The 15,852-nt window shown below is 74.6% G+C and carries 11 protein-coding genes; 7 read left to right on the top strand and 4 right to left on the bottom strand.

Translation table 11 applies throughout. The features are described from left to right. Window positions 1-81: 81 nt before the first annotated feature. From ABT238_RS19120 to ABT238_RS19105, 4 genes are all read right to left on the bottom strand, one after another. Window positions 82-2,532 (bottom strand): transglutaminase TgpA family protein, encoded by a 2,451-nt coding sequence (locus tag ABT238_RS19120; protein ID WP_350563752.1) that lies wholly within the window; start codon window positions 2,530-2,532, stop codon window positions 82-84. Further along, window positions 2,529-3,851 carry a DUF58 domain-containing protein gene (locus ABT238_RS19115; protein ID WP_350769094.1) on the bottom strand — a complete coding sequence of 441 codons (1,323 nt, stop codon included), beginning with the start codon at window positions 3,849-3,851 and terminating at the stop codon, window positions 2,529-2,531. The genes ABT238_RS19120 and ABT238_RS19115 overlap by 4 nt, the downstream gene beginning before the upstream one ends. A 1-nt stretch (window position 3,852) precedes the next feature. After that, window positions 3,853-4,821 (bottom strand): AAA family ATPase, encoded by a 969-nt coding sequence (locus tag ABT238_RS19110; RefSeq protein WP_350563784.1) that lies wholly within the window; start codon window positions 4,819-4,821, stop codon window positions 3,853-3,855. Between the two features lie 362 nt (window positions 4,822-5,183). Continuing rightward, window positions 5,184-5,726 (bottom strand): beta-class carbonic anhydrase, encoded by a 543-nt coding sequence (locus tag ABT238_RS19105; protein ID WP_350563748.1) that lies wholly within the window; start codon window positions 5,724-5,726, stop codon window positions 5,184-5,186. 507 nt (window positions 5,727-6,233) lie between these two features. Here ABT238_RS19105 and rsmH point away from each other — a divergent pair. The 7 genes from rsmH (at window position 6,234) to ABT238_RS19070 (ending at window position 15,818) form a co-directional block, all read left to right on the top strand. After that, window positions 6,234-7,208, top strand: coding sequence for a 16S rRNA (cytosine(1402)-N(4))-methyltransferase RsmH (rsmH, locus tag ABT238_RS19100; RefSeq protein WP_350563746.1), 975 nt, complete (start codon window positions 6,234-6,236; stop codon window positions 7,206-7,208). 76 nt (window positions 7,209-7,284) lie between these two features. Then, window positions 7,285-7,935, top strand: a complete 651-nt coding sequence (gene ftsL / locus ABT238_RS19095) for a cell division protein FtsL (protein ID WP_350769093.1) — start codon at window positions 7,285-7,287, stop codon at window positions 7,933-7,935. Then, entirely contained in the window at window positions 7,932-10,202 is a 2,271-nt protein-coding gene (locus ABT238_RS19090) for a peptidoglycan D,D-transpeptidase FtsI family protein (protein ID WP_350563742.1), read from the top strand. The genes ftsL and ABT238_RS19090 overlap by 4 nt, the downstream gene beginning before the upstream one ends. A gap of 6 nt (window positions 10,203-10,208) precedes the next feature. Then, window positions 10,209-11,861, top strand: coding sequence for a UDP-N-acetylmuramoyl-L-alanyl-D-glutamate--2,6-diaminopimelate ligase (locus ABT238_RS19085; protein WP_502884218.1), 1,653 nt, complete (start codon window positions 10,209-10,211; stop codon window positions 11,859-11,861). Beyond that, entirely contained in the window at window positions 11,858-13,258 is a 1,401-nt protein-coding gene (locus ABT238_RS19080; RefSeq protein ID WP_350563737.1) for a UDP-N-acetylmuramoyl-tripeptide--D-alanyl-D-alanine ligase, read from the top strand. Before ABT238_RS19085 ends, ABT238_RS19080 begins: the two co-directional genes overlap by 4 nt. Beyond that, window positions 13,258-14,319, top strand: coding sequence for a phospho-N-acetylmuramoyl-pentapeptide-transferase (gene mraY / locus ABT238_RS19075; RefSeq protein WP_350563735.1), 1,062 nt, complete (start codon window positions 13,258-13,260; stop codon window positions 14,317-14,319). Before ABT238_RS19080 ends, mraY begins: the two co-directional genes overlap by 1 nt. Continuing rightward, window positions 14,316-15,818 (top strand): Mur ligase family protein, encoded by a 1,503-nt coding sequence (locus ABT238_RS19070; RefSeq protein ID WP_350563733.1) that lies wholly within the window; start codon window positions 14,316-14,318, stop codon window positions 15,816-15,818. Before mraY ends, ABT238_RS19070 begins: the two co-directional genes overlap by 4 nt. The last annotated feature ends 34 nt before the right edge of the window (window positions 15,819-15,852 follow it).

Here is a 15,852-nt window from a genome sequence, read left to right as displayed (position 1 = left end):
CGGCCCCCGCCGGGGGGGGGACTCCGTGGCACCCCCCCCCCCCGCCGCGTCCGGGGCGTGTCGGACACGCCCCGGACGCGGTCAGGACTCCGCGCGGCCGTTCCCGCCGCGGCGCCGCCGGGTCAGCGCACGGCGGACCGGTCCGGTGACCGCCCCGACGACCCGCGCCACCCGGGCGCCCGCCTTGAGCCGGGCGGTCAGCAGCACGTCCGAGATCCGCCACCGCAGCTGGGCGGAGGAGGCCGGCAGCAGCAGCGCCCTGATCCGGCCCCGCCGCCCGACCCGGGCCCGCAGGCCGTCGCGGGTGGCCCGGACGTCCGCCGCCAGCGGCTCGTCGACCTGCGCGGAGCGGGCGTAGAGCACCCGCTCGGTGGCCAGCGCCACCCGGCCGGCGGCTGCGGCCGAGGCCTCGTCCAGCTCGCCGGTCTCGGCGATCCGGCGGGCGGCGGCGCGTGGGGTGCGCGACTCGTCCGGCGGGATGCCGAGGTCCCAGGCGGAGTCGATCAGCTCGTCCCAGGCGGCCAGCACCTGGGCGTCGGTGAGCCCGTCCGGTCCCGGTCCGCCGCCGGGGCGGCGCCGCCCGCCCGCGCCCAGCCGGCGCCGGCGCAGCAGGGCGCGCCAGACCATCGGGGTGAGCAGCAGTGCCACCAGGAGCAGGGCGGCGACCAGGCCGGTCAGGGTCTTCCCGGAGGGGAGCGTGAACCCCTCGTCGGTGCCGGCCGCGGTGCCGCGCTCGTCGCCGCAGTCGCCCATCCGGCGCAGCTTGGCGTCGCAGTCGGGGTCGGCGGACGGCACCTGGACCGGCGCGGTGGCCTGCGGCTGCGGGGCCGGCGCGGTGGTCGGCTGGGTGGCCGGGGCGGAGACCGGGTCCGAGTAGTCGGGCTGGACGCCGCGGTTCGGGGTGGGCTCGAAGCGCAGCCAGCCGTAGCCCTCGAAGTACAGCTCGGGCCAGGCGTGGTACATCGCGTCGGTCACCGAGTAGAGGTTGCCGCCCTTGCTGTCGCCGGGGGTGAAGCCGAGCGCGACCCGGGAGGGGACGCCCAGGTAGCGGGCCATCACCGCCATGGTGGAGGCGAAGTGGACGCAGAAGCCGCGGCGGCGGGCCAGGAAGTCGGCCATCGCGTCGCTGCCGCTGTCGGTCCTGGTGGTGGCGTCGTAGGTGAAGTCGGGGCCGGTGAACCAGGTGCGCAGCGCGTCCATCTTGTCGTACGGGGTCGGCGCGTTCCTGGTGACGTCCAGCGCCGTCTTCCTGACCACCTCGGGCGTGTCGGACGGCACGGTGAGGTACTGCCGGGTGATCCGCTCGGGCGCCTTGGGCGCGATGCGCAGGCTGGTGGCGGTGGGCTGGACGTCCAGTCCGGTGGCCGTGTACTTGAGGCCCTTGATCGCCTTGTCCTTGGCGGGGAGCACGCTGGCGGTGAGCGGGTCGAGCTGCCAGGCGGCGTTGTCGCGCAGGTTGACGGTCCGGGCCGGGTAGGGGAGCGGCAGCCAGGCGTCTTCCAGCCGGTTGCCGATCATGACCTCGGTCTTGGCCTCGGGCACGTCGACCGGGCCCAGGCCCTCGGGGGCGGGCATCGCGCCGGTGAACGGCACGGTGTTCGAGGAGCCGCGCTTCCAGCTGGTGCCGTCGAAGGCGTCCAGCGCGCCGGTGCGCAGGTAGGTGGAGCCGGCGGACGGGCTCTCCGTCCAGTAGGTGAACAGCTCGACGTTGCGCGGGTTGGGCAGCGACCCGGTCAGGGCGACCAGCGGGTCGAGGCTGCTGGCGCCCCCGCTGCCGCCGCGGCCGGAGGCCGTGCCGGAGGCGGTGTGCAGCAGGCCGTCGCCCCAGCGCGGCAGGAAGGCCGGCACCAGCAGGGCGAGCACGAGGGCCAGCACGCCGACCTGGCGCCCGTTCTGGCCGAGCGCGCCCAGGCCGCTGCCCTCGCCGCGTTCGGAGCCGCGGAAGATCCGGCCCCAGCGGGAGACCCGGTCCTGGCCCTCGGCGAAGAGCAGGACCAGGTAGCCGGCGGCGGCGGTGGCGAACCAGAGCCAGCTGCCCCGGTCGCCGGCCAGGGCGTTGCCGACCGAGTAGAGCGCGAGCAGCGGCAGCCCGGCCAGGGCCGAGCGGCGGTAGGTGACCGCCACGGTGTCCACCGCGACGGCGATCAGCCCGACCGAGCCGACCAGGATCAGCCGCAGCCCGGGGTTGGGCGGGGCGGGGATGGCGTAGTCGCGGACGTCGGTGAACCCCTGGGAGAGGACCCGGCCGAGGGTGCGGACGGACTCGGTGCCGGGGACGACGCCGCCGAAGACCGCCGAGGAGGCGGCGAAGCCGAGCAGCAGCAGGACGAACAGCGCCAGCAGCTGGCCGATCGGGACGACCCACCGGTAGACCGGCGTGCGCCGCAGTCCGGCGCCGACCGCCGCGACGACGACCACCACCAGGAGGGCGTGCGCGATCCAGCCCCGGTCGGTCAGCAGCGGGGTGAGGCAGAGCGCGGCCAGGGCGGTGGCCAGCGCCGAGTACACGGTCAGTTTGGCCCGGGTGGTCACGCGCCGGCCTCTTCTCGGTAGGGGGCGGGCGACTCGGCCCGGTCGGCGGCCCGCCACAGCTCGGGGACGGAGTCGCCGGCGCGGACGGTGAGCACCGTCCAGCCGGCCTCGCGCAGCCGGCGCGCGCGGTCGCGGTACTCCTCGCTGCCGGTCTCGGGGGCGAGCAGGCGCAGGCCGGCCCAGGTGCCGGTGTCGAGCAGGAAGACGACGGCGCCGCCGGTGCGGCTGCGCAGCCGGGCGAGCCGGGCGGTCTGCTCCTCGTCGAGTTCGCCGAGGACGGCCACCAGCAGGCCCTCGCCGCCGGCCCGCAGCGGCTCCTCGGCGCGGGAGAGCCCGGCCCCGTCGGAGAGGTCGACGATCGCGAGCGCGTCCAGGATGACGCCGGAGGTCTCGGCGGCGCCGTGGCCGCCGTCCCCCTCCAGGCCGGGCACGGCGAGGCCGGTGTCGGTGAGCAGCCGGGTTTGGTAGCCGCGCTCCAGCAGGTGCGCGGCGACGGAGGCGGCGCAGCTGACCGCCCACTCGAAGGAGGAGGCCGGGCCGCTGCCCCGGTGGCCGGTCTCGCGGGTGTCCAGCAGGACGGTGGCCCGGGCCTTGCGGGGCTGCTCCTCGCGCCGGACCATCAGCTCGCCGTAGCGGGCGGTGGACTTCCAGTGCACCCGGCGCAGGTCGTCACCGGCCCGGTACTCGCGCAGGATGACGTCGTCGTCGCCGGCCAGCGCGAGCGAGCGGGTGCGGCTCTCGCCCTGCCCGGCCCACTCGCCGCTGAGCCGCACGTGCGGCAGCGCCAGCACCTGGGGGACGACGGTGAGCACGTCGGAGGCGGCGAACGAGCGGTTCAGCTCGCACATCCCGAACGGGTCGGAGAGCCGCAGCTGGAGCGGGCCGAGCGGGTAGCGGCCGCGCAGGTCGGAGCGGACCCGGTAGGAGACCTCGCGGTGGCCGCGCGGCTCGACCCGGTCCAGCACGAACCGCGGGCGCGGCCCGAGCACGTACGGGACCTTGTCCTCCAGCAGCAGCAGGCCGGTGGGGACCCGCGAGACGTTGTCCACCCGCAGGTGCACCCGGGCCTCCTGGCCGGCCACCGCCCGGTGCGGGCTGAGCCGGCGCCCGCTGGCGACCCGGTAGCGGGTGTTGGCCAGCAGCAGCGCGGCGGCCAGCGGCAGCACGGCCAGCAGCACGCCGACGCGCAGCAGGGCGTCCTGGCCGAGCAGGTACGCGCAGACCACCGCGGTCAGTCCGGCGGCGAGGAAGGAACGCCCCCGGGTGGTGAGGCCGCGCAGCCCGGCGCGCAGGCCCGACGGTTCGTCGGACGGGCCCACCTCAGCCCCTCCGGACGGCGGTGCCGCCCTGCTGCGGACGCGGCAGCGGCAGGCGGGCGACCAGGTCGGCGACGATCTGCTCGGCGGTGCGGCGGCTGAGCTGGGTCTCGGCGGTGGGCATCAGGCGGTGCGCGAGCACCGGGACGGCGAGGCGCTGGATGTCGTCGGGGGTGACGTAGTCGCGGCCGTCCAGGGCGGCGGCGGCGCGGGCGGCGCGCACCAGGTGCAGGGTGGCGCGCGGCGAGGCGCCCAGCCGCAGCTCGTGGCTGGTGCGGGTGGCGGCGACCAGGTCGACGGCGTAGCGGCGGACCGGGTCGGCCACGTGCACGGTGCGCACCAGGTCGATCAGCTTGAGGATGTCGGCGGCGTGCGCGACCGGCTGCAGGTCGTCCAGCGGGCTGGCGCCGGCGTGCACGTCGAGCATGGCGAACTCGGCCTCGGGGCTGGGGTAGCCCATCGAGATCCGGGCCATGAAGCGGTCCCGCTGGGCCTCCGGGAGGGGGTAGGTGCCCTCCATCTCGACCGGGTTCTGGGTGGCGACCACCATGAACGGCGAGGGCAGCCCGTAGCTGGTGCCGTCGATGGTGACCTGGCGCTCCTCCATCGACTCCAGCAGCGCGGACTGGGTCTTCGGCGAGGCCCGGTTGATCTCGTCGCCGACCACGATCTGGGCGAAGATCGCGCCGGGGCGGAACTCGAAGTCGCGCTGCTGCTGGTCGAAGATGTTGGTGCCGGTGACGTCCGAGGGCAGCAGGTCCGGGGTGAACTGGATGCGCCGCACGGTGCAGTCGACGGAGCGGGCGAGCGCCTTGGCCAGCATGGTCTTGCCGACGCCGGGCACGTCCTCCAGCAGCAGGTGGCCCTCGGCGAGCAGGACGGTCAGGGCGATCCGGACGGCCTCCGGCTTGCCCTCGATGACGCTCTCGATGTTGGCCCGGATCCGGTCGACGACGGCGGCGAGTTCCGGCAGGCCGACCGGGTGGTACCCCGTTGCCTCCTGGCCGTCCCCCGTACGACCGTCGAGACCGGCCTGATCGCTGTAGCTCGTCACCCGTTCGCTCCCTGGCACACCACGACCGGCTCCGACCGAGCCCGGCCCCACCCCATGCTGGACGCGGCCCCTCCGGGCGCGGTTCCGCGTGCGGGAGCCGGTGCCGGGGTACGGCCTGCGGCTGGCCGCCCCAGGTGGTTCGAGGTCAGACCGGCAGGCGCATTCTCCCCCCTGCGAAGCCCAGAAGTCACCACTTGGAAGGGCCGCACAGGTCGGAAGGGGGGCCGGGGGTGCCCGGCGGGCCCGGACGGCGTCGGCCGGGCACCCCGGGCGGGCGGGAATCAGTCGATCTCGCGCAGCAGGCCGGTGTGGACGTCGAACACGAAACCGCGCACGTCGTCGGTGTGGAGCAGGAAGGGGGAGGTGCGCACCCGCTGCATCGACTGCCGGACGTCGCCGTCCAGGTCGACGAAGGCCTCGACCGCCCACTGCGGACGCTGGCCGACCTCCGCCTCCAGTTCGCGGCGGAAGTCCTCGGTGAGACCGAGCAGGCCGCAGCCGGTGTGGTGGATCAGGGCGATCGAGCGGGTGCCCAGGGCGCGCTGGCTGATGGTCAGGGAGCGGATGGTGTCGTCGGTGACCACGCCGCCCGCGTTGCGGATGACGTGGGCGTCGCCGAGTTCGAGGCCGAGCGCGGCGAACAGGTCGAGACGGGCGTCCATACAGGCCACCACGGCGATCCGCTGGACCGGGCGGGCGTCCATGCCGCCGTCGCGGAAGGTCAGCGCGTACTCGCTGTTGGCCGCGACGAAGCGGTCGATGATGGTCGGTGTGGAGTGGTCGGCAGCGTCGGTCGGCACGGGCCGGTCGGGAGTCACTGTCATGGCGAAGACGTTAGTGCGAATTCCTCGTGCCCGGTGGGGATGATTGCTACAGAAGCGGCCCCCTGTGACCGGAGGAATCTCCACAACGGGCGGATGGGGGGCGATGCGCCACCCGGGTGCTCCGCCGGGCCCCTGGCATGTGCCACGAGCACCCTCGCGACCTGCGGAGATCCGTACCGCCGCCCGGGTGGTGCGCCGGAGCGGGCCATTGACTGACGGGGCGTGCGCGATAGAGTTGCGGCGCAGTGGAGCACACCCGCCGGGGCCCGTCAACCGGGCCTTTCCGGCCGTGCGGTGACCGACGCGGCCCGTGGCCTCCACCCGCTCTCCGTGCCACCTGGCGCACCTTCCCCGGCGCCGGGCGGTCACGACCTTCCCCTTGAGCGGGCGGGGACCACGGGCCGCGCGGCCCGGCCCGTGCGACGGCTCCGCCATCCGGTGGGACAGAATGGTCGCAGCTCCCCGGACGTCGGGCGGCTTTCGCACCGAGGAAGGGCGCCACAGCGCATGACCACCAACGAGCCGGCACCCAAGCACGTCCCGGTGATGCTGCAGCGGTGCATGGACGCGCTGGCCCCGGCGATCTCCCGGCCCGGCGCGGTCGTGGTGGACGCCACCCTCGGCCTCGGCGGCCACAGCGAGGCCCTGCTCACCCAGTTCCCGGACGTCCGGCTGATCGCGGTGGACCGCGACCCGGCGGCGCTCGAGCTCTCCGGCGAGCGGCTGGCCCGCTTCGGCGACCGGGCCACCCTGGTGCACGCCGTCTACGACGAGATCCCCGAGGTGCTGGAGCGCCTGGGCGTCCCGCGGGTGGACGGCGTCCTGTTCGACCTCGGCGTCTCCTCGATGCAGCTGGACGAGGCCGACCGCGGCTTCGCCTACGCCCAGGACGCGCCGCTGGACATGCGGATGGACCAGACCCGCGGGATCAGCGCGGCCGAGGTGCTGAACACCTACAGCCACGGCCAGCTGGCCCGGATCCTCAAGCTGTACGGCGAGGAGCGGTTCGCCGGCAAGATCGCCTCGGTCATCGTCCGGGAGCGCGAGAAGGAACCGTTCACCACCAGCGCGCGTCTGGTCGAGTTGGTACGGGGCGCCATCCCCGCCGCCACCCGCCGCACCGGCGGCAACCCGGCCAAGCGGACCTTCCAGGCGCTGCGGATCGAGGTCAACGGCGAGCTGGAGGTCCTGGACCGGGCGATCCCCGGGGCGCTGGACGTCCTGGCGCTCGGCGGGCGGATCGTCGTGATGTCGTACCAGTCGCTGGAGGACCGCCTGGTCAAGCAGTACTTCGCGGCCGGCGCGACCAGCACCGCCCCGCCGGGGCTGCCGATCGTCCCCGAGGAGCACCAGCCCTGGCTGAAGCTGATCACTCGCGGTGCCGAGCTGGCCACGGAGGAGGAGATCGAGGAGAACCGGCGCGCCGCGCCCGTGCGGCTGCGGGTGGCGGAGAGGATCAGGGACCGAAGCACCCGGGGCTGACCGGCACCGGGGCGGTCCGAAGGGCGGAGGAGCGACAGTGGTGGGGCCGGTGGCCGGAGGCGGGGCAGGGAGCCGGGTGCTCCCGGGGCAGAGCGGCAGGGCGCGGATCACCGTGCGCCCGGGCCGGCCGGTACGGGGGCGCACGCCGTTCGCGGTGCTGGTGGTGCTGCTGCTCGGGGCCGGGCTGCTCGGGCTGCTGGCGCTGAACACCGCGCTCAACGAGGGCTCCTTCGAGCTGTCCCGGCTGCAGCGGCAGACCACCGTGCTGACCGACGAGCAGCAGGGGCTGCAGCACCAGATCGACCAGAACTCCGCGCCGGACGCGCTGGCCCGCCGGGCCGCCGAGCTGGGCATGGTGCCGGCCGGCGGGATGGCCTTCCTCGACCTGCCGAACGGCGGCGCGGTGGTGGGCACGCCCAAGGCGGCCCAGGACAGCCCTCCGGTGAAACGGTCCACCACGGAACCGTGGCCCGGGAAGCCGTCCGCACCGGCTGCCCAGCCGAGTGTCCAGCCGGGTGTCCAGCCCGGCGCGCAGCCGCCTGCCCAGCCGACCCCGGGGGCGACGGCTCCGGCCGCCCCGCCGCCGTCCAGCCCGTCCACCCCGTCCACCCCGTCGGCCCCGGCCGCCTCGCCGACCGGCCCGGCGCCGGGCGGCGACGTCACCGTGCAGGTCAACCCGGGCACGGCGCAGCCGTCGCCGCACGCGGGCGGGGGGACCGGCCGATGAGCACGCCCCGCCAGCCCTCCGGCGGCGGCGCCGACGGGCGCCGTCCCGTCCGGGGCGCCGCGCCGCGTCCCGGCACGCCGCGCGGACAGTCCGCCGGCCGCGCCCAGAACCCGAAGCCGCAGCCCCCCAGGGCCCAGAACCCCAAGGCCCAGAACCCGAAGCCGCAGAACCCCAAGGCGCAGCCGCCCAGGGCCCAGAAGCCCGACGGGCAGAGCCCCAAGCCGCCGGCCGCCCGGGGCGAGGGCGCCCGGGCCCAGGCGCCCAAGGAGCAGCCCGGCCGCCCCCGCCCCGCGCGGGCCCCGCAGCAGCGCCGCTCCGACGGGCGCCCGCCGGCCCCCCGGCCGCGCCCGCAGCGCCGTCCGCCGGCCCGCCGCCCGGCCTCCCGGGGGATCCGGCTGGCCGATCCGCGCCGCCGGCTGCGGGTGATCACCATCTCGCTCTCGGTGGTGTTCTCGATCTTCGCCGGGCGGCTGGTCCAGCTCCAGCTGCTGGACTCCGACGCGCTGGCCGCCGACGCCAACACCAACCGCTACCTGAACATCCCGATCACCGCCGAGCGCGGCTCGATAACGTCCTCCGACGGCGTCGCCCTGGCCACCACCGTCGACGCCTACGACATCACCGCCGACCCGGCGATGTTCACCCCCGAGGCGACCGGCCTGCCCGACGCGCCCGAGCAGGCCGCCGCGCTGCTGGCGCCGATCCTCGGCGTGCCCAAGGAGAAGATCGCCGCCGACCTGCACACCCCCAAGAGCCGGTATAAGCGGCTGGCCGCCCAGCAGAGCCCGGACATCAAGAACCAGATCAGCGACCTCAAGTCCGGCCTGGAGAAGCAGGCCGGCTCGCGCGCCTGCCAGGCCCAGAAGCGGCTGCTGAACAAGCCCGCCGAGGAGGGCGGCCGCACCCGGCTGGACAACGAGTGCGTCAACCCGCTGGCCGGCGTCTTCAACCGGGACACCCAGAAGCGGGTCTACCCGTCCGACGGCCTGGCCGCCAACCTGGTCGGCTTCGTCAACGCCGAGGGCGAGGGCGCCGGCGGGCTGGAGCAGCAGTACCAGCAGTTGCTGGCCGGCAAGGACGGCCACAGCAGCTACGCCCAGGCCGGCGGCCGCCTGGTGCCGACCGCGGGCGGCTCGCTGGAGCCCGCCGTGCCCGGCACCGACCTGCGGCTGACCATCAACCGGGACATCCAGTGGGCCGCCCAGCGGGCCATCACCGACCAGGTCGCCAACGCCGGGGCGGAGAAGGGCTACGTGATCGTCCAGGACGTGCGCAACGGGCAGGTGCTGGCGATGGCCACCTCGCCCGGCTTCAACCCGAACGACCTGAGCACGGCCAAGAACTCGCAGCTCGGCAACACCGCCCTGCAGGACGCCTACGAACCCGGCTCCACCGCCAAGCTGATGACCATGGCGGCGGTCCTGGACACCGGCAAGGCCACCTGGGACACCAAGGTCACCGTGCCGTACCCGCTGGTCCGCGGCGACGTGGCGTTCAAGGACGACGTCGAGCACGACACCTGGTACCTCACTCTGGCCGGCGTGCTCGCCAAGTCCTCCAACATCGGCACCATCGAGGCCGCCCAGACCCTCGGCGCCACCCAGCCCGAGGCCAACCGGGTGCTCTACGACTACCTGCGGAAGTTCGGCATCGGCCAGCCGACCGGCCTGGGCTTCCCCGGCGAGACCGCCGGCCTGCTCGACAAGCCGGAGGACTGGAAGGCGTCCAAGCAGTACACCATCCCGTTCGGCCAGGGCCTGTCGGTCAACGCGCTCCAGGCGACCTCGGTCTTCTCGACCATCGCCAACGGTGGCGTCCGGATGACGCCCAGCGTCGTCCAGGGCACCACCGCGCCGGACGGCAAGTACACCCCGGCCCCGGCGTCCGGACAGTCACGGGTGGTCAGCGAGCAGACCGCCAAGACCCTCACCGAGATGCTGGAGTCGGTCGTCTCCGACGAGCAGGGCACCGGCGGCAGGGCCGCCATCCCGGGCTACCGGGTCGCCGGCAAGACCGGCACCGCGAACCGGGTGGACCCGAACGGCGGCGGCTACCGCGGGTACACCGCCTCCTTCATCGGCTTCGCCCCGGCCGACCAGCCCCGGGTCACCGTCTCCTGCGTGATCCAGGACCCGGTCAACGGCCACTTCGGCGGCCAGCTGTGCGGTCCGGTGTTCAAGCAGGTGATGGAGTTCACCCTCAAGACCCTCCAGGTCCCGCCGAGCGGCAGCGAGGCGCCCAACCTGCCCGTCGAGTGGAAGCCGTGATCGACCATGAGCAACGACCTGGCGGGTGCGGCCGCCGGTACGGAAAAGGCCCGGTTTGGCCCTGGACGCCCTTCGGCGGATAGCCTCTGCGCCGTGCCGAAACCCGATCAAATCACCGTGAGCCCGCCCCGTCCCGCCCGGACCGGCGCCCGGCCGCTCGCCGAGGTCGCCCGCCTGCTGGGCCTCGACCCCGTCGAGGGGCCCGAGGTCACCGGCGTCACCCACAACGCCCGCGAGGTCCGCCCCGGCGACGTGTACGTGGCGTTCCCGGGGGCCAACCACCACGGCGCGTCGTTCGCCGGACAGGCCGCCGAGGCCGGCGCCGTCGCGGTGCTCACCGACCCGGCCGGCGCCGAGCTGGCGGCCGGCACCGGCCTGCCGCTGCTGGTCGTCGACCGGCCCCGGGCCCGGATGGGCGAGCTCGCGGCCGCCGTCTACGACCGGCCGTCCGAGCGGCTGCTGATGATCGGGCTCACCGGCACCAACGGCAAGACCACCACCTCCTACCTGGTCGAGGGCGGCCTGCGCGGCGCCGGCCGCCACCCCGGCGTGATCGGCACCGTCGAGATGCGGGTCGGCGACGAGCGGATCAAGAGCGAGCGGACCACCCCCGAGGCCACCGACCTGCACGCGATCCTCGCCGTGATGGGCGAGCGCGGCGCCGACGCGGTGACCATGGAGGTCTCCAGCCACGCCCTGGTCTACGGCCGCACCGACGGCGTGGCCTACGACGTCGCGCTGTTCAACAACCTCACCCCCGAGCACCTCGACTTCCACCCGGACATGGAGGACTACTTCCAGGCGAAGGCCCGGCTCTTCCAGCCCGGCAAGTCCCGCGCCGGCGTGGTCAACGTGGACGACGCCTACGGCCGCCGGCTCGCCGCCGAGGCGAAGATCCCGGTCGCCACCTTCTCCGCCACCGGCGCGCCCGAGGCGCACTGGCGCGCGGTGGACGTCCAGCTCGGCCCGGTCGGCTCGACCTTCCGGGTGCTCGGCCCGGACGGCGCCGAGGCGGACGCCTCCGTCCCGCTGCCCGGCCCGTTCAACGTCGCCAACGCGCTGGCCGCGATCGTGGTGCTCGCCACCGCCGGGCTCCCGCTGGAGCAGGCGGTGGCCGGCGTCGCCGCCGTCGCCGGCGTGCCCGGCCGGCTGGAGCGGGTGGACGCCGGCCAGCCCTACGTCGCGGTGGTCGACTACGCGCACAAGCCGGACGCCCTGGAGGCCGTCCTCGGCTCGCTGCGCGAGGTCACCAAGGGCCGGCTGCACGTGGTGGTCGGCTGCGGCGGCGACCGGGACCCGCACAAGCGCGCCCCGATGGGCGGCATCGCCGCCCGGCTCGCCGACACGGCCCTGCTGACCAGCGACAACCCGCGCAGCGAGGACCCGCTGGCGATCCTCGCCACCATGCTGAACGGCGCCGCCGCGGTGCCCGAGGCCGAGCGCGGCGCCGTCCTGGTCGTGCCCGACCGCGCCGAGGCGATCGAGCTCGCGGTCGCCCGCGCCCAGGCCGGCGACACCGTGCTGGTGGCCGGCAAGGGCCACGAGCTCGGGCAGTACGTACGAGACGAGATCCGCCCCTTCGACGACCGGGAGGTGCTGCGCGAATCCATCGTGCGGACCACGGCCGCCCGGGGCACCGGAGGAGTAGAGCAGCCGTGATCGCACTGACCCTCGCCGAGGTGGCCGCCGCAGTCGGGGGAACCCTGGCCGGCGCCGACCCCGACGCCCTGGTGACCGCCCCGGTCGAGGTCGACTCCCGCAAGGTCCGCCCCGGCGGCCTGTTCGCGGCCTTCGTCGGCGAGCACGTGGACGGCCACGACTACGCGGTCACCGCGGTCGAGGCCGGCGCCGTCGCGGTGCTGGCCTCCCGCCCGGTCGGCGTGCCCGCCGTGCTGGTGGACAGCGTGGTGGACGCCCTGGGCAAGCTGGCCCGCACCGTCGTCGGCCGCTCCGACGCCACCGTGGTCGCGCTGACCGGTTCGGCCGGCAAGACCAGCGCCAAGGACCTCATCGCCCAGCTGCTCCAGCCCCTGGGCGAGACCGTCTTCCCGGCCGGCTCGCTCAACAACGAGATCGGCCACCCGACGACCGCGCTGCGCGTCGAGGCCACCACCCGGCACCTGGTGATGGAGATGGGCGCCCGGCACAAGGGCGACATCGAGTACCTCACCTCGATCACCCCGCCCCGGATCGGCCTGGTGCTCAACGTCGGCACCGCGCACGTCGGCGAGTTCGGCTCCCAGGAGGCGATCGCCGAGGCCAAGGGCGAACTCGTCGAGGCCCTGCCCGCCGACGGCGCGGCGATCCTCAACGCGGACGACCGGCTGGTGCGCGCCATGGCCGCCCGCACCAAGGCCCGGGTGGTGTACTTCGGAGAGTCCCCGGAGGCCGACGTCCGGGCACAGGACGTTCGCCTGGACTCCACCGGACGTCCATCCTTCACGCTGAGCACCCCGGCCGGTTCCGCACCCGTGCAGCTGCGCCTGTACGGTGAGCACCACGTCTCGAACGCCCTCGCCGCCGCCGCGGTGGCGATGGAGCTCGGGATGACCGTCGACGACACCGCCGAAGCACTGAGCCAGGCGGGTGCGCTGTCCCGCTGGCGCATGGAGGTCGTCGACCGGGCCGATGGTGTCACCGTCGTCAACGACGCCTACAACGCGAACCCCGACTCGATGCGGGCCGCGCTGCGGGCGCTGGTCTCGATGGGGGGGCGCGGCCCGGAGCGCCGCCGCACCTGGGCGGTGCTCGGCGAGATGCGGGAGCTCGGCGAGGACAGCCTGGCCGAGCACGACGCCATCGGGCGGCTCGCCGTCCGGCTCGACGTCACCAAGCTGGTGGCGGTCGGCGGACGCGAGGCGGCCTGCATGGAACTGGGCGCGAGGAACGAAGGTTCGTGGGGTGAGGAGTCGGTGCTGGTGTCCGACGCGGACGCGGCGGTCGAGCTGCTGCGCAGTCAGCTGCGGCCGGGGGATGTGGTGCTGGTGAAGGCCTCCCGTTCGGTGAGGCTGGAGAAGGTGGCCGAGGCCCTCCTCGCGGACGGTGCGGCCGAGTAATGAAGCAGATCCTCTTCTCCGGCATGATCGGCCTGATCCTGTCGCTGGCCGGCACCCCCGCGCTGATCAAGCTGCTCGCCCGGCAGGGCTACGGCCAGTACATCCGCGACGACGGCCCCAAGGCGCACCACAGCAAGAAGGGCACGCCCACGATGGGCGGCATCGCGTTCATCCTCGCGACGCTGATCGCCTACTTCGCCACCAAGGCGATAACGCGCGAGAGCCCGACCGCCTCCGGCCTGCTGGTGCTGTTCCTGACCACCGGTCTGGGCCTGGTGGGCTTCCTCGACGACTACATCAAGGTCGTCAAGCGCCGCTCGCTCGGCCTGCGGGCCAAGGCCAAGCTGGCCGGCCAGTCCATCGTCGGCCTGGTCTTCGCGATCCTGGCCCTGCAGTTCCCCGACAACGCCGGCCGCACGCCGGCCTCGGAGCACCTGTCCTTCGTCCGGGACTTCGAGTGGGCGGTCGGCCCGGTCCTGTTCGTCATCTTCGCGTACTTCCTGATCGCCGCCACCTCCAACGGCGTCAACCTGACGGACGGTCTGGACGGCCTGGCCACCGGCGCCTCGGTGATGGCCTTCGGCGCCTACACCTTCATCGGCGTCTGGGAGTACGGCCAGAGCTGCGCCTACGTGGCCTCGGCCACCTCCAACTGCTACGACGTCCGCGACCCGCTGGACCTCGCGGTGGTCGCGGCCGCCCTGATGGGCTCCTGCTTCGGCTTCCTCTGGTGGAACACCTCGCCCGCCAAGATCTTCATGGGCGACACCGGCTCGCTGGCCCTCGGCGGCGCGCTGGCCGGTCTGGCGATCTGCTCGCGCACCGAGATCCTGCTCGTCCTGCTGGGCGGCCTCTTCGTGATCATCACTCTCTCGGTGATCATCCAGGTCGGCTCGTTCCGGATGACCGGCAAGCGCGTCTTCAAGATGGCCCCGCTGCAGCACCACTTCGAACTCAAGGGCTGGAGCGAGGTCCTGGTCGTGGTCCGGTTCTGGATCATCCAGGGCCTGTGCGTGGCCGTCGGCCTCGGCCTCTTCTACGCGGGATGGGTGACCGGATGACCACCGCCGCACCGGGCAACCCGGACTGGGCCGGACTCCCGGTCGCCGTCGCCGGGCTCGGCGTCTCCGGCATCAGCGCCGCCCGCGTCCTGCACGGCCTCGGCGCGCGCGTCACCGTCGTGGACGGCGGCTCCGGCGAGGGCCTCGGCGCCCGCGCCGCCGAGCTGGAGGCGCAGGGCGTCACCGTCCGCCTCGGCGACGGCGCCACCCTGCCCGAGGGCACCCGCCTGGTCGTCACCTCGCCCGGCTGGCCGCCGAGCAGCCCGCTGTTCGCCGCCGCCGCCGAGGCCGGCGTCGAGGTCTGGGGCGACGTCGAGCTGGCCTGGCGCCTGCGCCGGCCGCTGCCCGCCACCGGCGAACCCGCCCCCTGGCTGGCCGTCACCGGCACCAACGGCAAGACCACCACCGTCCAGATGCTCGCCTCGATCCTCACCGCCGCCGGCAGGCGCACCGCCGCCGTCGGCAACGTCGGGGTCTCGGTGCTGGACGCGGTGCTCGCCGAGGAGCCGTACGACGTGCTCGCCGTCGAGCTCTCCAGCTACCAGCTGCACTGGGCGCCCTCGCTGCGCCCGTACGCGGCGGCCGTGCTCAACCTGGCGCCCGACCACCTCGACTGGCACGGCTCGATGGAGGCGTACGCCGCCGACAAGGGCCGGATCTACGAGGGCAACGTCGTCGCCTGCGTGTACAACCTGGCCGACCCGGCCACCGAGGCGCTGGTCCGCGAGGCCGACGTCGAGGAGGGCTGCCGGGCGATCGGGTTCGGCCTCGGCGCGCCCGGCCCGTCGAACTTCGGCGTGGTCGACGGCCTGCTGGTGGACCGCGCGTTCGTGGCCGACCGGGCCGTGAGCGCCGCCGAGCTGGGCTCGGTCGAGGACATCAGCCCGCCCGTCGCCCACCACCCTTCCGAGGAAGGCGCCTCGCGCCGCCGCCCTGCCGCCCCGCACAACATCACCAACGCGCTGGCGGCCGCCGCGCTGGCCCGCGCCTACGGCGTGGAGCCCAAGGCCGTCCGGGAGGGCCTGCGGGCCTTCCGGCCGGACGCGCACCGGATCGCCGAGGTCGCGGTGGTCGACGGCGTCACGTACGTCGACGACTCCAAGGCCACCAACACCCACGCCGCCGCGGCCTCGCTGGCCGCGTACCGGCCGATCGTCTGGATCGCCGGGGGCCTGGCCAAGGGCGCGACCTTCGACGACCTGGTCCAGGGCGCGGCCGAGCGGCTGCGGGCCGTCGTGCTGATCGGCGAGGACCGCGCGCTGATCCGCGAGGCGCTGGCGCGACACGCGCCGGATGTCCCGGTGATCGAGGCGGCCGAGGGCCAGACTGGCGCGGTGGCGATGACCGAGGTGGTCCGCGCGGCCGCGTCGCTCGCCCGAACGGGTGACACGGTGCTGCTGGCCCCGGCCTGCGCCTCGATGGACATGTTCACCAACTACGGCGAGCGCGGCGACCTCTTCGCCGCGGCCGTCCGGGAGCTGGCGGACGGGAACCGGTAGGCGACCTCCTGCCCCGTGGCCTCCGGCCCGGAGG

The sequence above is a fragment of the Kitasatospora sp. NPDC001527 genome, assembly GCF_040298605.1.
In the GTDB taxonomy this organism is placed as follows: Bacteria; Actinomycetota; Actinomycetes; order Streptomycetales; family Streptomycetaceae; genus Kitasatospora.
This window is presented reverse-complemented; position numbering and strand designations above follow the sequence as displayed.